General features: G+C 55.1%; 15 protein-coding genes. 7 read left to right on the forward strand and 8 right to left on the reverse strand.

What is annotated here, in order from left to right:
- Positions 1 to 4: 4 nt before the first annotated feature.
- From HU742_RS25120 to HU742_RS25130, 3 genes are read left to right on the forward strand one after another with little or no spacing between them, the layout of a single operon-like run.
- A complete protein-coding gene (locus tag HU742_RS25120; RefSeq protein WP_186643359.1) occupies positions 5 to 1,084 on the forward strand; it encodes a COX15/CtaA family protein in 1,080 nt (359 codons plus the stop codon).
- Positions 1,072 to 1,971 (forward strand): heme o synthase, encoded by a 900-nt coding sequence (gene cyoE, locus HU742_RS25125; protein ID WP_018600879.1) that lies wholly within the window; start codon positions 1,072 to 1,074, stop codon positions 1,969 to 1,971. Before HU742_RS25120 ends, cyoE begins: the two co-directional genes overlap by 13 nt.
- Positions 1,968 to 2,603, forward strand: coding sequence for an SCO family protein (locus HU742_RS25130; protein WP_186643358.1), 636 nt, complete (start codon positions 1,968 to 1,970; stop codon positions 2,601 to 2,603). The genes cyoE and HU742_RS25130 overlap by 4 nt, the downstream gene beginning before the upstream one ends.
- 989 nt (positions 2,604 to 3,592) lie before the next feature.
- Here the strand turns inward: HU742_RS25130 and HU742_RS25135 are convergent.
- The 5 genes from HU742_RS25135 to HU742_RS25155 form a co-directional block, all read right to left on the reverse strand.
- Positions 3,593 to 5,785 carry a TonB-dependent receptor gene (locus HU742_RS25135; protein ID WP_186643357.1) on the reverse strand — a complete coding sequence of 731 codons (2,193 nt, stop codon included), beginning with the start codon at positions 5,783 to 5,785 and terminating at the stop codon, positions 3,593 to 3,595.
- A 274-nt stretch (positions 5,786 to 6,059) separates the two neighbouring features.
- Positions 6,060 to 6,872, reverse strand: a complete 813-nt coding sequence (locus tag HU742_RS25140; RefSeq protein ID WP_186643356.1) for an alpha/beta fold hydrolase — start codon at positions 6,870 to 6,872, stop codon at positions 6,060 to 6,062.
- Positions 6,873 to 6,915: 43 nt separating this feature from the next.
- Entirely contained in the window at positions 6,916 to 7,806 is an 891-nt protein-coding gene (locus HU742_RS25145) for an alpha/beta fold hydrolase (RefSeq protein WP_186643355.1), read from the reverse strand.
- Positions 7,807 to 8,017: 211 nt separating this feature from the next.
- Complete coding sequence (locus HU742_RS25150) at positions 8,018 to 9,331, reverse strand: ATP-binding protein (protein WP_186643354.1); 1,314 nt, start codon at positions 9,329 to 9,331, stop codon at positions 8,018 to 8,020.
- Positions 9,328 to 10,068: a response regulator gene (locus HU742_RS25155; RefSeq protein ID WP_018600898.1), complete on the reverse strand. Its 741-nt coding sequence runs from the start codon at positions 10,066 to 10,068 to the stop codon at positions 9,328 to 9,330. Before HU742_RS25155 ends, HU742_RS25150 begins: the two co-directional genes overlap by 4 nt.
- Positions 10,069 to 10,342: 274 nt before the next feature.
- Here HU742_RS25155 and HU742_RS25160 point away from each other — a divergent pair, with 274 nt between their 5' ends.
- Positions 10,343 to 10,609 carry a DUF2790 domain-containing protein gene (locus tag HU742_RS25160; RefSeq protein WP_186643353.1) on the forward strand — a complete coding sequence of 89 codons (267 nt, stop codon included), beginning with the start codon at positions 10,343 to 10,345 and terminating at the stop codon, positions 10,607 to 10,609.
- 51 nt (positions 10,610 to 10,660) lie between these two features.
- Here the strand turns inward: HU742_RS25160 and HU742_RS25165 are convergent, their stop codons facing one another.
- A complete protein-coding gene (locus tag HU742_RS25165; protein ID WP_186633505.1) occupies positions 10,661 to 11,824 on the reverse strand; it encodes an ATP-binding protein in 1,164 nt (387 codons plus the stop codon).
- A 308-nt stretch (positions 11,825 to 12,132) separates the two neighbouring features.
- Complete coding sequence (locus HU742_RS25170; protein WP_186643352.1) at positions 12,133 to 14,118, reverse strand: M10 family metallopeptidase C-terminal domain-containing protein; 1,986 nt, start codon at positions 14,116 to 14,118, stop codon at positions 12,133 to 12,135.
- A 531-nt stretch (positions 14,119 to 14,649) separates the two neighbouring features.
- Between HU742_RS25170 and HU742_RS25175 the strand changes: the two genes are divergently transcribed.
- From HU742_RS25175 to HU742_RS25185, 3 genes are all read left to right on the forward strand, one after another.
- On the forward strand, positions 14,650 to 15,012 hold the full coding sequence (locus HU742_RS25175) for a DUF6124 family protein (RefSeq protein ID WP_186643351.1): 363 nt from the start codon (positions 14,650 to 14,652) through the stop codon (positions 15,010 to 15,012).
- A 484-nt stretch (positions 15,013 to 15,496) separates the two neighbouring features.
- Entirely contained in the window at positions 15,497 to 16,612 is a 1,116-nt protein-coding gene (locus tag HU742_RS25180) for an AAA family ATPase (RefSeq protein WP_186643350.1), read from the forward strand.
- A complete protein-coding gene (locus tag HU742_RS25185) occupies positions 16,612 to 17,352 on the forward strand; it encodes a hypothetical protein (RefSeq protein ID WP_186643349.1) in 741 nt (246 codons plus the stop codon). Before HU742_RS25180 ends, HU742_RS25185 begins: the two co-directional genes overlap by 1 nt.
- Positions 17,353 to 17,463: 111 nt before the next feature.
- Here the strand turns inward: HU742_RS25185 and HU742_RS25190 are convergent, their stop codons facing one another.
- Positions 17,464 to 19,620, reverse strand: coding sequence for an AAA family ATPase (locus tag HU742_RS25190; protein ID WP_186643348.1), 2,157 nt, complete (start codon positions 19,618 to 19,620; stop codon positions 17,464 to 17,466).
- Positions 19,621 to 19,714: the final 94 nt, after the last annotated feature.

The raw sequence follows: 19,714 nt of genomic DNA on the forward strand, positions 1-19,714 counted from the left end.
CGACATGGCCAAGCCAGGATTTCGCCTCGCGCTGTTTGCCACGCTGCTGGCATTGATTGTCGTACTGTTGGGCGCCTACACCCGCCTGACTCACGCCGGCCTCGGTTGCCCCGATTGGCCCGGTTGCTACGGTTTCATCAGCGTGCCAAAGGGCGAAGCCCAACTGGCCCATGCCGAACTGCATTTTCCCGATGCTCCGGTGGAAGCCCATAAAGGCTGGAACGAGATGGTCCATCGCTATTTCGCTGGAGCCTTGGGGCTGATGATTACCGCACTGGCCGCCCGGGCCTGGATGAACCGTCGCCGGCCCGGCCAGCCTTTGAAATTGCCGCTGTTCCTGCTGGCGGTGGTATTCGCCCAAGCGGCGTTCGGCATGTGGACCGTGACGCTCAAGCTTTGGCCGCAAGTGGTCACTGGGCATTTGCTGGGCGGATTCGCGACCTTGAGCCTGCTGTTCCTGTTGACGCTGAGATTGTCTGGCGTATTACCCGCGCTGACCGTGCCCAAGCGCTTGCAACATTGGGCCACCGCCGGACTGCTGTTGGTGATTGGCCAGATTGCCCTGGGCGGCTGGGTCAGTTCCAATTACGCCGCCGTGGCGTGCATCGACTTTCCGACCTGCCACGGCCAATGGATGCCGCCCGCCGATTTCGCCAATGGCTTTCACCTGACCCAGCACATCGGCCCGAATTACCTGGGCGGGCAACTGGACAGCGACGCCCGCACCGCCATCCACGTGACTCATCGCATCGGCGCAGTGCTGGTGACGCTCGTGCTGCTGGGACTGGCCTGGCAACTGAAAACGGTGGGCATGACCCGGCTGGCGGGGCTGGTGCTCACCGCGCTCGCCGCGCAAATCACCTTGGGTATCAGCAACGTCGTGTTTCACTTGCCGCTGCCGGTGGCCGTGGCCCACAACGCCGGGGGCGCAGCGCTGTTGCTGACCTTGGTGCTGGTCAACTATCACGCCCGGACCAGCCTGGTCCGGGTCAAGCATCAGGTCCCGCTGCGCTGGCGCTTCAACCCGCACAAACACAGCGTCGGGCCCATCACGATTAAAGGAGCGATGCCATGGCAACCTTGACCGGCGAACGCCACAGCCAGGCGATCTGGCGCGATTACCTGGAGCTGACCAAGCCGAAAGTGGTGGTGCTGATGCTGATCACCTCGCTGGTCGGTATGTTCCTCGCCACCCGTGCCGGCGTGCCGTGGACGGTGCTGGTGTTCGGCAACCTGGGGATTGCGCTGTGCGCCGGTGGCGCGGCGGCGGTCAATCATGTGGTGGACCGTCGCATCGACGCAGTGATGGCCCGCACCCACAAGCGGCCACTGGCCGAGGGCCGGGTCTCACCGGCCGCCGCACTGACCTTCGCCCTGGCCCTGGCGGTGGCCGGCCAGGCGATGCTGCTGGCATTCACCAACCCGCTGACGGCCTGGCTGACCCTCGCCTCGTTGCTAGGGTATGCGGTGGTCTATACCGGTTTCCTGAAACGGGCGACGCCACAGAACATCGTCATCGGCGGCCTCGCTGGCGCCGCGCCGCCACTGCTGGGCTGGGTCGCGGCCACCGGTCATGTCAGCGCCGAACCGCTGCTGCTGGTGCTGATCATCTTCGCCTGGACCCCGCCGCATTTCTGGGCGCTGGCGATTCATCGCAAAGAGGAATACGCCAAGGCAGATATCCCGATGCTGCCGGTGACCCACGGCGAGCACTACACCAAGATCCACATCCTGCTGTACACCCTGGTGCTGCTGGCGGTGAGCCTGATGCCATTCGTGATCCAGATGAGCGGGATGCTCTACCTGATTTGTGCCTTGGTGCTGGGTGCCAGGTTCCTGCAATGGGCCGTGGTGCTGTACCGTGGCAGTCGGCCGCACGCGGCGATCAACACGTTCAAGTACTCTATCTGGTACTTGTTCCTGCTGTTCATCGCCCTGCTTGTTGATCACTACCTACTGTTGAGCCTATGACTCGAACCCAGAAAACCGTCTTCATCCTTGCGGCCGTGATCGCAGTGATCCTCGGCCTGACCATCAATAAAGTGCTTTCCAGCAAAGGCCAAGGCGACCCGACCGCGCTGATCGACGCCGGCATCATCCTGTTGCCGCAAAGCCGCAACCTGCCGGACGTGAAAATGACCGACCAGGACGGCCAGCCGGTGGCGATGGATGGCTTGAAAGACAAATGGAGCCTGCTGTTCTTCGGCTACACTTTCTGCCCCGACATCTGCCCGACCACCCTCGCCCAACTGCGCCAGATCAAGAGCGAACTGCCGCCAGAGGCTGTGGATAAGTTGCAGATCGTGCTGGTGAGCGTCGACCCGAACCGCGACACCCCCAAGCAGCTCAAACAGTACCTGGGCTACTTCGACCCGCAATTCAAAGGCCTGACCGCCGCCTCCGTCGAAGACCTGCAGAAACTGGCGAATGCGGTGAGCATCCCGTTCATTCCGGCGGACACCAGCAAGCCCAACTACACGGTTGATCACAGCGGCAACCTCGCCGTGATTGGCCCGGACGGCACCCAGCGTGGGTTTATTCGCGCGCCGTTGAATAATCAGAAGTTGGTGGCGCAGTTGCCGGAGATGCTGAAACACAAATAAACGATGCAAGACCCGTGGCGAGGGAGCTTGCTCCCGCTCGGCTGCGCAGCAGTCGCAAAACCGGACCATGCGGTTTGCCTGAAGAAATGCAGGGGCCTGCTGCGCAGGCCAGCGGGAGCAAGCTCCCTCGCCACAAAAGCTGCTCTGCGCCAGGTCGCTCTACAGACCCTGACCCTGCCGATCGTTCCCACGCTCCTGCGTGGGAATGGCGCCGGGGACGCTCCGCGTTCCGCTTCTGGAAGGTGACGCAGAGCGTCACGGGATGCATTCCCACGCAGAGCGCGGGAACGATCAAAGGCCAAGTCGCACACATCCAGCCTGGGTATTCAGATACTGCATTCCCCTGTGGAAATACAGTATCCGCAACACCCCGATCCCCGTGGCGAGGGAGCTTGCTCCCGCTCGGCTGCGCAGCAGTCGCAAACCCGGACCATGCGGTTTGCCTGAAGAAATGCAGGAGCCTGCTGCGCAGGCCAGCGGGAGCAAGCTCCCTCGCCACAAAAGCTGCCCTGCGCCAGGTCGCTCTACAGGCCTCTGTTATCGATCGTTCCCACGCTCCTGCGTGGGAACGATCGACATCCGAAGAACGTTACCGGTAGTGTCGTCGCTTCCTTTTACCATTTGTCGCAACTGTCATTTCTTACAGTAGCGAGGAAGTTTCGATGAGCATTGAATGGTCTTCCGAACAAGTAAAAGGAATTATCTAATGGCTCATCCATATCGGATCAAACTACCCGAACACAAACTTTCCAAGGGAGTCTCCGTCAAGGAGATAGTCCTGGACGACTCCATAAATCGAGGCGACCTGCTCAGATTCGAAGTCTTTCCCGATTTCACGTACATCGTCACCCAGAAGACCTATGAGGTAAAACTGGACGATACTTATCGAACAGAGATTGAAACTGATCTCTACAAGCCCTGAAAAGCTGGAACAAGGGGAGAGATTTATTTCCAGCAAATAATCTGTCCCCTTTTCACAAAATAAATACTCAGAAATCAACAGTCCCCGAAAATTTCACCAAGCGCGGATCACCCTGCGAAAGGTAACCGCCGTTTGCCGAAGCCCAGTAGTTCTTATCGGTAATGTTTTCCACATTGACGCGCAACGTCAGATCTTTCTCCACGAATTTCATTTTGTAGCGTGCGCCAGCGTCGAAACGGTTCCAGGTCGGTAAGCTCAGGTTGTTGGCCTGATCCGCGTACTGCCCGCCAGTGCGCAACATCCTTGCGCTGAGAGCGGCCCCTTCGATACCCGGTACATCCCAATCCGCGCTGGCATTGAGCTGGAACGTTGGTACGCCAATGGCGTGATTGCCGTCGTTGAGGCCGCCAGCAGTATTTTTGAGTTCAGACGTCATGCGGGTGCCGCCGGCCATCAAGCGGAGGCCTTCGATTGGCTCGCCGAAAACGCTGAGTTCCAGCCCCTTGTTGACCTGCTCACCATCACGCACATAGAGGTTCTGCGCGTTGTCGACGTAACCATCGGCAGGTTTCTCGATGCGGAAAACACCCAAGTTGGCACCGAAGGTTTGCATGTCCAGCTTGATGCCCGCTTCCAACTGTTTTGTGCGGCCAGGGGGAAAGGCTTCGCCCAGGTTCGTGATGCCGCTACCGGACGCTACCGGTCCATTTGCAAGGCCCTCGATCCGGTTGGCGTAGAGCGATACGCTCTCCACAGGCTTGTAGACGATGCCGTAGACGGGCGTGGTGATGGCTTTATCGTTGATAGTGCTACGGCTGCCATCGTTTGCTGGATTGGGTACACCGTTTGAAGTGGTGCCATCGTACTTGTAGTTTTCGACACGCAACTGCTGACGACGGACACCATAAGTGACCAGCAACTTGTCATCGAACAAGCCCAACGTGTCGGAGATCGCCAGGCTACGGTTGCGGATTTTGCCGGTCACCCCGGGATCACCCATTTCACCGCCAGTACGGGACACCGCAGTCGGCTTAGGCAGCGCCGGGGTGTTGTAGATATTGCTGTTCCCAGTGACGGAACGATAGAAGGTGTAGGCGTTTTCCTGCTGGGTCCAGATCGTTGATCCGCCGATCGCAACCTGGTGGGAAACAGGTCCCGTGTTGAAGCGCCCGTTCAACCCGCCACTGAACGATGTGTTGTCTTCATTGTGAGGAATTTCCGAGCCACCGATCGTCGCGGCACCGTTATTGCCGACCAGTGTCGGTGTGGCATACACCCCGGTTTCTCGGGTGTGCTTCACACCGCCCGCCAGGTAGGCGGTCCAGTTTTCGTTCAGATCCCAATCGCCACGAACCATGCCGAATGTGTCTTCGGTTTCGGAGTACGTCCAGTCCTGGCCAAAATTGTGGCTCGCGTGCGGAGCCGTGGGAATTCGGGTGGCGCTGCCGATATTCACCGAATTACGCAGTCCATTGACGCGTTGTTTCTGATACCCGAAATCGGTGGAGACGCGGAAGTCATCACCTCGATAGTCCAAGCCGGCCACGAACAACTTGGTGCGCTGGTCCTGGTTGTCGATCGCTGTTTCACCTTCCCGCTGGCTCAGATTCAACCGGGCGCCAAAGCGGTTATCCTCGCCGAATCGCTGTCCGATATCCAAATGCTCGCCAATGCGGCCATCGGTGCTGATGTCCTGGGTATAGCGACGAGTCGGAACATCGTCCGCGCGTTTGGGCTGCAAGTTGACGCCGCCCCCAAGCCCCGAGCCCGTCGGACTGACACCGTTGATAAACGCGTTGGGGCCTTTGAACACCTCGACACGCTCGATCGCATCCGTCGACAGAATTTGTCGCGGTAAAACGCCATACAGCCCGTTATAGGAAATGTCGTCGCTGTTAAGCGGCAAGCCTCGAATCACGAACACTTGGGATTGGTTACCAAACCCATAGGATTGACGCACCGACGGATCGTTGAGCAGCACATCTCCCACGTCTTCCGCTTGCTGATCTTCAATCAGTTGCGAGGTGTAACTGGTCATCACGAACGGCACATCCATGTTGTCCTGATTACCCAGCACCCCCATCTGGCCTCCCCTCGCCACCTGACCACCCGCATAGGGCGTTGGTAGCGTGTTGGAATTGGGTTTGGTCGCATTGGCAGTGACGTCGGTCACTCCCAATTCAATAGGCTCTGCCGCCTGGGCAAGAAAACTGACCGAGCAGCAGGCAGCAAGCAATGTAAGACGAGAGGGGAATAACATGGAGTGAGTACCTGCGGGGAAACGGGGAGTCAATGCAGGTAATGCTAATGATTCGCAGATGGATTATCTATAACCAATGAGCGCGTTGCCATATAGATTTGGAAAGCGGTCCAGTCAGCCCAGACAGTCCCCGTGGCGAGGGAGCTTGCTCCCGCTCGGCTGCGCAGCAGTCGCAAAACCGGGCGATGCGGTTTGCCTGGAGATTTCCCCAACGAAAAAAACCCGACGTCTTGCGCCGGGTTTTTGGTTCTTCTCGAAGGCCCGCTTTAAGTAATCACCCCTTGGAACTGGCCTGAGCCGCTTCAATGATCAGCTCTGCAACTTTCTCCGGATTGGACGTCATCACTACATGGGAGGCGCCCTGGACGGTGACGGTCTTTTTCGAGCCCGCGCGTTCGGCCATGAACTTCAAGGCGGCCTCAGGGATGTTCTTGTCCGCCGAGCCGTAGATGAACCAGGACGGCAGTTTTTTCCAGGCCGGGTCGCCAGACGCCTCCTTCAATGCCGCCTCGCTGATGGGGCGTTGTGTAGCAGCCATCAGGGCGGAGTCCGCCGCTGGGACGTCGGCGGCAAATTGTTGGCCGAACTTGTCCTGCTGGATGTAGAGATCTTTATTGCCGTCGTCCAACTGCACCGGAGCGGCCAAGGTCGGGCCGAGGGTGCCGCCAGGGTAGCGACCGGACAGTTCGATGGCGGTTTCACCTTTGTCCGGCGCGAAGGCTGCGACGTAGACCAGTCCCTTGACCTTGGGGTTGTTGTGCACAGCGTTAGTGATCACGGCTCCGCCATAGGAGTGACCCACCAGGATCACCGGGCCGGCGGTGTGCTCGACGATGTCGGCGACATAATCGGCGTCCTGCTTCACGCCGCGCAGCGGGTTGGCCGCGGCAACGACCGGATACCCCTGATTCAACAACTGAGCGGCAACGCCATTCCAACTGGACGATTCGGCGAATGCGCCATGCACCAGCACGATGGTGGGCTTGGTGGCGTCAGGTTGCGCGGCGGTTGCGTTTTGAACTGATGTCAGCGCCAGCGCAGCGGTGATGGTGACGGCCAACAGCGATTTGATATTGAGCATGATCATTCCTATTTTCATTGATTGGAGGGGTGACGCTGCAGCGATGGGTTCACTTGGCCAGGAAATCCAACAGATCCTGATTGAGGCGGTCCTTGTGAGTGTCGGTCAGGCCGTGCGGCGCACCCGGATAGACGATCAACTCGGCGTTCTGCACCAGCTCGGCGGCGGCATGGGCGGAGGCGTCGATCGGGACGATCTGGTCGTCGTCGCCATGCACGATCAGTGTCGGCACATCGAACTTGGCCAAGTCGGCACGGAAGTCCGTTGCCGAGAACGCCGCGATGCTGTCATAGGTGTTTTTGTGGCCCGCTTGCATGCCCTGCACCCAGAACGAATCGATCAGCCCCTGGGAGACGTTCGCCCCGGCGCGGTTGAAGCCAAAGAACGGGCCGGACGCGATGTCGCGATACAACTGCGAGCGGTTGTCCAGGGAGGCCTTGCGCAGGCCGTCGAACACTTCGATCGGCAGGCCGCCTGGGTAGTCTTCAGTCTTGAGCATCATTGGCGGAACGGCGCTGATCAGTGCGGCCTTCTTCACCCGATCGGTCCCGTGGCGGCCGATGTAGCGGGTGATTTCGCCACCGCCAGTCGAGAAACCCACCAGGGTGACGTCGTTAAGATCCAGGGCGTTGATCACCGCGGCCAGGTCATCGGCGTAGTGATCCATGTCGTTACCTTCCCACGGCTGGCTGGAACGACCATGGCCGCGGCGGTCGTGGGCGATCACCCGATAGCCTTGGTCCGCCAGGAACAGCATCTGCGATTCCCAGCTATCGGAATTCAGCGGCCAGCCATGGCTGAAGGTGACAACTGGCCCATCTTTGGGACCCCAGTCCTTGTAATAGAGCTGTACGCCGTCCTGGGTGGTGATATAGCTGCCGGCCTGGGCTTGGGTTTGGGCTTGGTTGCCTGCTTGAGCGAGGGAGGACTGGGTATTCATGGCAAGATCTCCTTAGGTCAGGGCTCGCCATTCGGGGGATCCGATGGCGAGTTGATGGGGAGCATTCTTGCAGCGGCATGTATACCGAAAATGTTCGACACCCGGCCGTTATGCGTTCTTTTGAGTCTGTAGATGCGCTGGATACAGTGGCTTACAAATGCATTCGAATGAGTCCTAAAAAAGGCTGCACCTGACGTGCAGCCAGCGTGGCCTACCGATCGACGCCGAAGTCGAGGGTCACGCAAAGACCGCCGCCGTCGCGGTTGCGCAGGCTCAGTGAACCACCAATCGCGACGGTCAACTGCTGGGCGATGGCCAGGCCCAGGCCGGTGCCGCCAGAGCTGCGGTTGCGTGAGCTTTCCACCCGATAGAACGGCTTGACCACCTCGGCGAGGATTTCCTCAGGAATGCCCGGGCCTCGATCAAGCACGCTGATCGAAACGCCAGTGTTCGCATCGCCGCTGATTTCCACCTCGGCGGTGCCGGCGTACTTCAGCGCGTTATCCACCAGATTCACCAGAACACGCCGCAGCGCATGGGGCCTTGTCTCGATGATCGCGCCGTTCTGGCCGCGCAGGCTGACCTCCCGACCGGTGTCCTGGTAGTCGCACACCAGGCTTTCAAGAAACGAATCCAGACTGATGCGGCAACTGGTCTCCGTCGCACCATGGACGCTGCGCGCATAAGCGACGCCCTCACGCACCAAGTGCTCGATCTCGTTCAGGTCGTTGCCCAGTTTGTCTTTCTCGACCGAGTCGTCCATGAACTCGGCGCGCAGCTTCATGCGCGTGATGGGCGTCTGCAAGTCATGGGAAATGGCCGCCAACAACTGCATGCGCTCTTTCAGGTAAGCGGCGATGCGCGCCTGCATGCTGTTGAAGGCGCGGGCGGCGTAGGCCACTTCCCGTGGACCGGTTTCATCCAACTGCACCGGATGAGCGTTCGGGTCGAGGTTCTCGACCGCCTCGGCCAGGCGGCTGAGCGGGCGTATCGCGATCCGCACGGCAAGCCAGGTGCAGCCGATCATCAACAGCAACTGACCGAACAGGGCAAAGGGCAACCAGGGCGACAACGGCCTGACCGAAGGACGCACATCGATGGTCACCGGGCTGCCGTCAGCCAGTCGCACCTGGGCTTGGAAATGCTGGCGTGGGCCCGGGATTTCGACAATGGTCAGGTCATAGTTGCGGCCCAGCGAGACTTGAAGGGATTGCGCCGCCGTCGCCGCGAGGTCGTTCGAAGTGAGTGGAATGCCGGGATCGTGTTCGCGCAGCAAATAGTCATAGTTGCGACGTTGCAGGCGTTTGGTCCATTCCAGGCGCTCGGCCGCAGGCAGACGGTCGAGGATGGCGATGGAGGTCGCCGTGTCGTGCTCGAAATTGCCCAACATCGCCGTCTTGGTGCTTTCGTAGCGTTCGTAGTACTGGGCTGCGAACGTCAGGGCCTGGGCCAGTATCAGACCGACCAGGAACACCAGCCACAGCCGCGAGGCCAGCGTGCGAGGCCATTGCAACGCGAGTTTCATGCCTGCTCCTCAAGCATTTCGACGGCAAAGGTAAAGACGTAGCCTTCATTGCGCACCGTCTTCAAGTAGAGCGGTTCGCGGGCGTCATCCAGCAAGCGCTGGCGCACGCGGCTGACCAGCAGATCAATGGAACGGTCGAAGATGTCCGCGTCACGGCCCTGCGTCAGGTTGAGCAACTGATCGCGGCTCAGCACCCGCTGGGGATGATCAAGAAATACCCGCAGCAGCCGGTACTCGGCGCCGCTCAGCGAGACCAGCGTGTCGTCTTCATCGAGCAGATGACGGGCAGTGGTGTCGAGGCGCCACCGGCCGAACTTGAGCATGCGGCCGCTTTCGCTGACAACAAAGTTGGGCGGCAGCATGCGGGTCCGTCGAAGCACCGCGTTGATGCGCGCCAGCAGCTCCCGGGCCGCGAAGGGTTTGGCCAGATAGTCGTCGGCGCCCATTTCCAGGCCAATGATGCGATCGGTCTCGTCGCTGCGAGCCGTCAGCATCAGCACCGGTGTCGCCTTATGCTTTCCGGCGCGCAGTTCGCGGCACAGCAGCAGCCCGTCATCCCCCGGCATCATGATGTCGAGCACGATCAGGTCCACCTGATTGGCTTCGAGAAACGCCCGCATCTGACGGCCATCGGCGACCACAGTGGTGCGCAGGCCATTCTTCACCAGGTAGTTGCCGACCAGCTCCCTGATCTCCCGATCATCATCCACGATCAATACGTGATCGACATGTTCCATGCCCAGCTCTCCGAAATGCGCGCATCTGTTGCGCAGTGTGACGATGCCCGGTTGCCGGTTGGCGACGCACCGTCGTTCAGCTTGTCCAGCCCTAAATAAGCAAAAAACAGGGGCGATTGTATCGATCTGTATCGCAATTCACCTCAGATACGTACGCATCCAACCACGGCGTTTTTCGACATAGCCGAGATACGTCACGGGCCTTTAATGAGCGCCATCGAGACAACAAACATCGCCTCGACGAAGCCATCGAACTCATTGAAGGGAAACGACCATGAACCTGAAGACCATCGCTACTGCTTGCCTGATCACCGCCCTGAGCGCCGGCGCATTACCCGCCTTGGCCCAGGATAAAGCAGCCAGCGAAACCTACGGCTACAGCACCCACCTGGACATCGACAAAGTGATCTCGCTGACGGAGGACAGCAGCCAGACCTGCGGGTTGGTGAATGCGCAAATCACCTACCTTGATTCGATGGGTGAGCGGAAAGCCCTGACGTATCTCAAGCACGCGGCCAGCTGCAACAATGAAGGGAGCTGAGGGGCAGGGGTGTGGCGAGGAGATATTCCCCTCGCCACCCACTGCTGGCGTTCATTCCTGGCGACGCATATATTCCGCGAAAAGTGGAACCGTAAAATTGAGGTAACCGTGATCTGTGCTGTAGATCATTCCCTTGGAAATGATGTTGGCCCGAGTCGGTCCCAGTGATGATTGAGGACGTCCCATCGCCTTCGCAATATCAGCGATGGCATAGGGGCCGTCGCCGAGCTCGGACATGGTCTTCACAAACTGCACTTCAGAAGGTGTAAGCCGATCGATGCGGACCCTGAAGAAACCTGCATCAAGAGAAGCTAATGTTTCGGAATAAGAATGTTCGACATCATCAACAGTGATTTCAGGCCCCTCGGCGATGTTCCATGCCGTGGATGCCCACTCTTGAAGAAAGAACGGATAGCCCTGCGTCCGATCGACAATGCTGTCCAGCGCTGCTGCGTCGATAGAAGCCTCCTCCTCCAAGATCGGCTTTTGAACGGCTTGAGTCGCCGACGGTTGATCAAGCGCCCCCACCTCCGGGTAAAGGAAAAGCCGCTCGGCATATGACTTCGCCTCGCCCGCCAGCCGAGCAACTTGCGGAAGACCTGCACCGACCAGCAGAACCGGAAGCCCTTCTTGCGACATGCGATGGATAGAGACAATCAGTGCCGATAGATCGGCTTCGGTGAGGTATTGGACTTCATCAATGAGAAGAATCCAGCCTTTGCCGGCGGCCTGTGCCGCTTCACCTATTACAGTAAAAAGATCTGGAAGATCGTATTGAAGATTCCCGCTGTCCGCGAGTCCAGGCTCCGGCTCAACACCAATCTCAATACCGCCAACATCAATCTTGAAGATTGACGCAAAGCTGCGGAGTCCTTTCAGCCCACGGTTAGCAATTTGCTTGGCAGCCTCAAGGCTGGAAAGCGCACGCATGACTTTTCGCATTTCAGGATAAAGAAGACGTGCAAGGCTTTCACGTTCTGGCGACTCTACCTTGGAGACATAAAGACCTTCCTCCTTCGCAATTCTTCCTATCTCGTTCAACAGGACCGTCTTACCCGTGCCTCTTAAGCCAAGAAGCATGATGGAGCGAGCACTTCGCCCATTGAGGGCTCGTCCACAGGCAACTCTTGCCGCCTCAAGAATTAAGTCGCGCCCCGCCAGTTCAGGGGGCCTGCTTCCAGCGCCGGGCGCAAACGGATTACGGTAGGGATCCATGTCGGCCTCATAAAAATATCAAAATCTACTGAAAGATAGTTAACGCTAGCTTATTTAGCTAGCCTTGGCTATGTATCGCTAGCATCTAGTATGGGATCAAATTTTTTCCAATGTTAGATCCGCCCCTTTTCACTGGGAAGGGGGCGTGGCTCGTATGGCTAAGAGATTGGCGGGCCCCGTGTGAAACGAGCGTGGATGCGTTTGCAAACCAAGCGGCATTCGGTTTTTTTCGCAAATGGCAGCAGTCGAGCTGTTGCTTCATAGCGCCTTGGACCGCCCGGAAAGCGGCCCAAGGCAAGGAATAATCTTTACGCCAGGGAGTCAGCCACGCCGATCAATTTAAAGACGTCCTCTTCCGGGGGCTCGGCGAAAATGATGTTCAGGTTACGGTAACCAGAGTGGTCCCCTGCCAGGCTCAACTCGAATCGAGCCCCGGAGGCGTCGGCTTCGTAGCTCTTTAAGTAAGTCAGGTTCTTGGCTTCATTGAAAACCACGTCCAGCGTGCCGTTGTAACCATTGCCCAGACGGGTAAAGCCCAGGACAGACAAATCGATCGTGTCTTCCCCCACCGTATAGTCGAACAGGCGATCGGTGTGGTTTTCGGTGGCGGTACGGTAGCTGTCGCTCAGGGCATCGAAGCGGAACACATCGTTATTGCCGCCACCCGCCAATAGGTCCCGGCCCGCTCCGCCAACCAATACATCATTACCGAGCGCTCCATAAAGGCGATCGTCGCCCGCGAGCCCTTCGATGATTTCGCCTCGAGCGTTGCCTTGTAAACGATCGGTCTCTTCGGTGCCCATCAACCTGGCTTGCTGGAACAGGAGGTTGGTTTCATTCAGCGCTTGGCCCAAGTTACCGTCGAAGACCACTTCGAAGCGCTCCCCATCGGCGTTGGCCTCAAAACTTTTGAGGTAAGTCCGCGTCCCGCTTTCATTGACGCGTATCGCCAGTGTTCCGTCATAGCCATTGCCCAGCCCGAGGAAGCCCAGGGAGGAAAGGTCCAGCGTATCGGTGCTGGGGTCGAAGTCGGTGATTCGGTCGCTATGGGCCGCGGTTGCGGTTCGGTAACTGTCTGCGACTGATTGGTAATGGAACGTATCGGCCCCGGCCCCGCCCGTCAGCAGGTCACGACCTTGCTGGCCATCGAGCAGATCGTTGCCGGCCCCGCCAGAGATCGCATCGTCGAACGAGGCGGTACCGAGCAAGAAGTCATCATCGCGGCCACCGTCGAGGTGGTAATAACCGTCGTCGGGATTGCCAAAGCTATGGTCCAGGCTACCGTCGGGGTTCAACTGAACCAAGGCAGCCAAATAGCCGTCCGCGCGGGTACCTTGGCTTCCACCAATCAATAGCCTGCCGTCGGCCAGCACGATCATGTCGGCGACTGCGAAAGGAGCGCTTTCCGAGCCCCAACGTACCTGGCCCTGATCACCGAAATCGGTGTCGAGCGAGCCGTCGGCGTTGAGTCGAATGATGGTCGCCACCCCGCCCAAGGCGCCCGCCAGCAGGATCTTGCCGTCGTCCTGGATGACGAGGGCGTCTGCATGAACATCCAGGGCCAGGCTGCCGCCGTTCGCAAAGCTGCTGTCCAGAGTGCCGTCCGGGTTGAGGCGGGTCAGGGTAGCTTGCCCCGTGACCAAAACCTTCCCGTCTGCCTGCAACGAAACATCGATCGTGCGGCCGGGGTGGATGCCCACGGACGCTGGCAGATGCAGGACGCCAGCCTCTGCAAAAGACGAAACCAAGATCCCCGTCGCGTCGAAGCGGGCGACATAGATCTCCCCAGAGGGATACGCGGCGCTGGCAAAAAAGCTGCCGTCGCGTTGCACGGAGAACGACGCTTGCTGGCCTAGATCTTCATTCCAGTAGAAAGGCACTGTCGCAGCGCCGCCGTTGCCGAAACTCGTATCGAGGCTGCCGTCAGCCAAGGTACGACTGACGCCCGACACCCAGGTGTCGCCCACTTTCACATAGCGCGCCACCAGGTAGCCCCCTCCCGGCTGCACGGCGCCATTCCCGCCGTCCTCGATATCGAGCGCCACAGGGAGCAGGGATTTACCGTCTCCACTGTAGTTGCGGTCCAGGCTACCGTCGGCATTGAACCGGACCAGACTGGCGGTGAAGCCTGAATCCTCTTCACCTCCCAGTCCCAGGCGACTATAAGCGCCAAGCCAGATCGCACCGTCCGGATCGACCGTGATACCTGCGATCTTGTCCGAGCCCCATAAGGTCGTGGCGACCATGCCGGTGTTCCGCGCAGCTGAAGCGGCGGGCGAAATGCTCTGGCTCATGTCCATGCCTCCGATAGGTATCTGGGGGAAAAACTATAGACATGGCTTGGTCAGGTTGCCACTTAACGGAACGAAGGGCGGTTCTTGAAGCGCCTTTATCAGTGGTGCCAGAGATTGACTGTTTGGGAGGTGGACCGCTATCTCGAGCAAGCCCCGGATCCAGGCAGAACAAGCCGCCCGCAGCGCCAAAAAGACTCTCTCCTACAGCCCCCGCCTACAACCTCCATCAAGCTACGCATCCTTGCGCCTTTGCCTACAACTACGCCAGAATCCGCCCGCTTGTGCGCCTTGTTCCTGGGTTCTATTGTCGTCCTGCCACTGCTCATCAGTGGTCGGGTTTAGTAGCCCGAGGTAATCGAAGTTGTACAAGCGCGTCTCAAACAGGGCCCTACCCTGTTTCTGATGGTGGCTGTACGCAGGGCGCTTAGGCGCGCCGGCTTCTTCGGTTCCCCGGTCTACTAACCTGCGTACAGCTGCCACCCCATTGTTTAGTAGCTTCGGGGTGTCGGCACCACATCGGAACCGAAGCTTATGTACAAAATAACGCCGAATCCGCCAGAAGCAGATTCCACTTCTACATCCGCAAAATCCAAAGCCAAGCAGCAAGACGAAACCACCAAACGCGTGCTCGATCACTACTTGCGGCCGAAACCGGATAAATCCAAAGACGACCCCAAACCGGGGCAGCTGTATGCCGTCGTGAAAGGCCTCGATAACGAATGCCTGCTCGCCAACCTCAGTGAGACGCTGGCTTCGGCTGATGCCATGGTGAGTGACCTGGCGTTTGATCTGGAGGGATCGAGGCGCCATGTGGCGCAGGGGATTCAGCAGTTGATTGAGCTGAGTTCGTTGTTGGCGAATCGGGTGTTGGATAATGTGGAGCCGCGGCAGTAGAAGTTTTCAACTATGAAAACCCGGCGACCTACGCCGGGTTTCCCCTTCCGCAAAACGGCCGAGCAACTACTTTGCTTACTCAAGCTTCTTCCGGCTAATACTTCACTTGCCAATTTATATGTATTTTAGTCCCTGATACTTCTGGCGATAGGCAACAATATGACCAAAAGCGCAAGTTTAGCGTAGAAAACCTACTCCACCCCCCCTTTTGGAATTTCTTAAATTCTAATGTGAGCATCATTGCTAGATGCATCGATCGCCCAGAGCGGTGCCTCATAATAGAAAAGTACGCCTGTCTCTTTGGGAGAAGCGGAGCGGCGCTAACAGTGCTGCATCTGAAGAGAATTCTCAAGAAAGGGGAATCGAGAAAAAGATTGAAACGCCGAGATACTGCAACCTGCAGACAAAAATTTCAGCCGTAGTTTTTTTACGGCAGCTATAAAAGCTGGTAAACTCACGCTATCAATCAAAAGGGGTTACCCTGATGCTACGTAAATTCTCCGTGAAAAACTACCGAAACTTCTCAGATTGGCTATGTTTCGATCTAACTAGCCAGCAATACGAATTTAATGAAAACGCGGTCAGTGAAGGTGTAGTAAGACACGCTATGATTTATGGCCCTAACGGCGGCGGTAAATCTAACCTTGGTCTTGCAATGGTTGATCCGGCTTTACATTTAATTGACTCTCCTAGCTATTTCCCCTCGCTAGACAACAACTATCTTAACGGCAGTCCTGATGTACACATCGCAGAATTTATCTTTGAGTTTTGCATTGACGGCGTACAGATAGTATATAGTTACGGGAAGAAAACCTGGAGCCAACTAGTTTACGAGCGCCTCATAATAGATACAAATGATATCCTTCATATAGATCGCCGAAAATCAACCCTGGCCAATATCGAGCTGGAGGGCGCGGAACATCTAAAGAAAGATGTGGGCGACTCGGAGATATCGCTACTTAAATATGTTAAAAGCAATGCGATATTAGACGAAACAGCCGTAAATAATACCTTTTCAAAGCTATTAGACTTTATCGAAGGGATGGTTTTCTTTCGCTCGTTAAATGCAACCAAAAAAGGCGAATATGTAGGAAAGGATATTGGTGTAAAGAGACTTTCGCAGAGCATAATTGAAAGCGGCTCTGTAGAAGACTTTGAAAAACTCCTAAACGACGCTGGCGTAGAGTGCTCGCTTGTCGTCGCCGACAGTAACTATAGCAATGACAAAGCTATTTATTTCGATTTCGGCGGGGTAAAACTGGAGTTTGGCTCGGTAGCATCCACAGGAACATTATCTCTTGGAATTTTCTATTTTTGGTGGCTCCGACTGATGGAGGGAACGGTAACATTCGCATATATAGACGAGTTTGACGCGTTTTATCACCACGCTTTAGCTTCAACCATTGTTGAAAAAATCACTACATCGCAAGCTCAAACCATTATGACCACACACAATACTGGCGTAATGAGCAATGACCTCCTGCGGCCCGACTGTTATTTTGTGTTAGATAAAACAATTTTGCCAATAACAGAACTAACGGACAAAGCTCTGCGAAAAGCTCATAATTTAGAGAAGATTTATAAAGGATTATCTAGTTAATGGAGCGAACCTTATTTATATTTGAAGGCGAAAAAACTGAACGACTTTACTTTAAAAGCCTAGAGCGTGCTTTTTTCCCCGGCGAAGAAAGCAGACTCTTGGCTAGTTTTCAAAACGATCTCTACGAGCTCTACGCGCAAGTTGCGGAAGACGAAGACTTAGATCTTTTTGAGCTTATCAAAGAACTAAATCCAAGCGCTAACAAAGATGAGCACTTAAAAAATCTAAGACGAGATCAAGTCGGCCAAATTTACCTATTCTTTGATTTCGAGCCGAAAGACGACCAATTCACCGGAAAAAACTTACTCAATATGATACGCCGCTTCGATAACGAGACGGAACTTGGAAAGCTATTCATAAGCTATCCGATGATTGAGGCCATTAGAGATATTGATAACCTTGATGAGTTTCTATGCAGAACAGTAGCCATATCTGACTGCGCAGGCGCTATTTATAAAAAATTGTCTGCCGACAGGGGAAGCCACTTATATCAAGACGCAAAAAAAATAGATAAAAAAGGATGGCAATTTTTGATTGAGGCGAATCTTCGAAAGGCCAATATGCTAACTAGCGGCGAAGATGCTTTAGCACTTATTAGCGACCAAGCACCACTTGCCTTGGCGCAATTAATTAACGACTCGCCTCGCGACCCGCTTCCAGTACTCAGTGCTTTCCCAATCTTTCTTGCCGATTATTTTGGATTGGACGTTTTAAGCAGCGCTCAGCGATTCGTAAAGTAAACCATATAGAACAGAAAAAAGGGAGCAGATTACTTCTAGCATATTAATCTGTCCCTTTTAACACATTAAATTCCTGCGGCCCGCCCTAGGCAACATATTTCAACCGTTAAGCTATTTGCTCATTGCGTCGTAGTGTTCAGAATATCCGCACTCTTCAAAAATCAGTCTAAGACCGTCTTTGAAAACCTGATGATCGAACTCCTTTATATCAAAAATATTCTGACCCAAGGAATGCGACTCTCGATTCATGTACCTGTAGAAAGTAGTAAATTTATCAGTCGACAGCGCTGGCTTCTGGAAAACATTATTGAAATCTTTCTTTTGAACAAAATTGAAGAAATATTCGATAATGTTCCGCATACAGTTTGCGATAAGCGCAGGTGGTGAAGCCTGGTCTTTTATGATCGACCAGTACGACTGGTAGTCATTCTGAATCTCCTCGTACTTCATCGGAATTACAGAGCTTCCGTTTGTATTTTTAAAGACTCTGAACAAATTCTGGGTATCTCCGCGCGTTTTATGATTCGTGTGAGTCAACTCATAGAAAAAATACAAACTATGAGTCAGCACAAAGACCTGCTTATAGAGATCATCGTTTATTAAGTACTTCTTGATCAGCTGTCCAATATTGAATACATAGAGATGAGAAAGACTAGAAATAGGATCATCAATCACAACCACCTTGGCTTGAGGGACGGCAGAGGCGGTTTTCTGTCCCTTACAAAGTTCCATGAAGTATAGAAAGCTGATAACGGTTTTCTCACCTTCGCTCAGCGAGTGAAAGGCATTTTCTTGTTCGGTAGCTCTGGACACTCGGTAGAAGTTCTCACCATACGGAACCACAGAAAAGCCATCGATGCCAATCTCTACCAGTCCGGCATTAATATTCTCAATTGACTCTTCAATGTTCACTGTCTGTTTTCTAAGGTTAGCGATCTTACCCTTCGATGCTGCGACATCTGCGTCAACCTTAGTGGCTTCCTGGCTTATTTTGCTGATCTCGTCTTTTAGTTCAGATGCTGACTGCGAATAGGCAGAAATCGTCTGGTCATAATCCCAGCGCATCAGCGTCCAGAAACGAGATTTTATTCCATCTTTTGTTTTTGTCTTATTCGCCAGCTTATCATTGTGCGCGCCAATCTTATCGTTCAGATTATTGAGCAAATTATTGATCAGATTAACGGTGAGACTTGTATCGGTAAGGGTAGTCGGCGTGCTCGGGCTTTTGATTTTGTTACCAATATGTAGAATGTTTTCGCGTATCGATGCTTTCAAAGCTTCGCAGGCAATTGTCCAGGCTTCTACGAGCTCCTTATTAGCAAGCGGAGAGTTTGCGATATCTTGAATATTCAGTCTGGAGGTCAGCGCCTCATACTGAGCTTTTATCAGCTCTAATTGCTCAATATCTTGTTCGTAGGCCTCGTCGAAGACACGGCGTATCGAATCGATGATAGTTTTCGTGACTGTTTCTTGCTGGCAAAATGGGCAGGTTTGAGGATCTTCCTCATCTGAAATGAACTGAAGCCCTTGTTTCACCCAGTCAGAATTTCCGGCCTTCGCAATGAACTCAGCAACCGACCCCTCTTGGCTGCCAACGATGACCTTCGACCATAGTGAATCTCCCTCAATACTCAGCCAGCCAGCAGATATAATGGGGATGGTTGTGAACGGAGCTGCACCTTCTCCCTCGATTGATGAGGCCTCCGCTTTCAAATCATCAACCGTATAGCCAGGCGCACTATCTGGCAAGGGAAGCCCGATAATATGCTGAAAAAGGAGTTCTGTTCTTTTCAAGCTTTCTAGGCAGAACTCCAGAACGCGATCACCGCCCGAGAAATTTGTTTTTATCTCCCAAACTTTACCACTTGCTTTTATCTTTTCCTGTTCCAGCTTACTGACTGCTTCGGTAGCTAACTTTAAATTATCTTGTTGAGTGATTAGGTGCTTCTCCAGTTCTTTCGTGTCAGCTTCGATTTGCTGCAGCGCAACCTTGTTTTCTTTCGAAAGGGTAAAAATTCCTTTTAGATTGTCTTCTTCGTAAAAATAGTCATTAAGAAAGCTTTGATTGTAAACAAGGATTTCACATTCTTGGCTCGTTTTTATACTGCATTTAGCAAACTTTGGTGCGCCTTGATTGTACAAAAACTCGGAAATAGTGCTCTTCCCTGCCCCGTTCAGCCCATAGATTAACGACGTCTTATTGGTAGGTGAAAAAGTGGATTGGGATTTGTAACTGGTAACCCCATCTATATTCAGTTCCTTGATCATGACGAGACTCCTAAGGGCTAAGTGGCTTTGCGCCATCTCTGTTGGCCAAAAGCAGCATAGGCGAGCCGGGAGATGCCTGCCACCCGGCCACGAC

This window comes from Pseudomonas marvdashtae, assembly GCF_014268655.2.
Taxonomy (GTDB): Bacteria; Pseudomonadota; Gammaproteobacteria; order Pseudomonadales; family Pseudomonadaceae; genus Aquipseudomonas; species Aquipseudomonas marvdashtae.

Excerpts from the sequence above, each read along its gene's own strand:
- HU742_RS25120 (WP_186643359.1), top strand. The coding sequence starts at position 5 with ATGGCCAAGCCAGGATTTCGCCTCGCGCTGTTTGCCACGCTGCTGGCA.
- cyoE (WP_018600879.1), top strand. The coding sequence starts at position 1,072 with ATGGCAACCTTGACCGGCGAACGCCACAGCCAGGCGATCTGGCGCGAT.
- HU742_RS25130 (WP_186643358.1), top strand. The coding sequence starts at position 1,968 with ATGACTCGAACCCAGAAAACCGTCTTCATCCTTGCGGCCGTGATCGCA.
- HU742_RS25135 (WP_186643357.1), bottom strand. The coding sequence starts at position 5,785 with ATGTTATTCCCCTCTCGTCTTACATTGCTTGCTGCCTGCTGCTCGGTC.
- HU742_RS25140 (WP_186643356.1), bottom strand. The coding sequence starts at position 6,872 with ATGATCATGCTCAATATCAAATCGCTGTTGGCCGTCACCATCACCGCT.
- HU742_RS25145 (WP_186643355.1), bottom strand. The coding sequence starts at position 7,806 with ATGAATACCCAGTCCTCCCTCGCTCAAGCAGGCAACCAAGCCCAAACC.
- HU742_RS25150 (WP_186643354.1), bottom strand. The coding sequence starts at position 9,331 with ATGAAACTCGCGTTGCAATGGCCTCGCACGCTGGCCTCGCGGCTGTGG.
- HU742_RS25155 (WP_018600898.1), bottom strand. The coding sequence starts at position 10,068 with ATGGAACATGTCGATCACGTATTGATCGTGGATGATGATCGGGAGATC.
- HU742_RS25160 (WP_186643353.1), top strand. The coding sequence starts at position 10,343 with ATGAACCTGAAGACCATCGCTACTGCTTGCCTGATCACCGCCCTGAGC.
- HU742_RS25165 (WP_186633505.1), bottom strand. The coding sequence starts at position 11,824 with ATGGATCCCTACCGTAATCCGTTTGCGCCCGGCGCTGGAAGCAGGCCC.
- HU742_RS25170 (WP_186643352.1), bottom strand. The coding sequence starts at position 14,118 with ATGAGCCAGAGCATTTCGCCCGCCGCTTCAGCTGCGCGGAACACCGGC.
- HU742_RS25175 (WP_186643351.1), top strand. The coding sequence starts at position 14,650 with ATGTACAAAATAACGCCGAATCCGCCAGAAGCAGATTCCACTTCTACA.
- HU742_RS25180 (WP_186643350.1), top strand. The coding sequence starts at position 15,497 with ATGCTACGTAAATTCTCCGTGAAAAACTACCGAAACTTCTCAGATTGG.
- HU742_RS25185 (WP_186643349.1), top strand. The coding sequence starts at position 16,612 with ATGGAGCGAACCTTATTTATATTTGAAGGCGAAAAAACTGAACGACTT.
- HU742_RS25190 (WP_186643348.1), bottom strand. The coding sequence starts at position 19,620 with ATGATCAAGGAACTGAATATAGATGGGGTTACCAGTTACAAATCCCAA.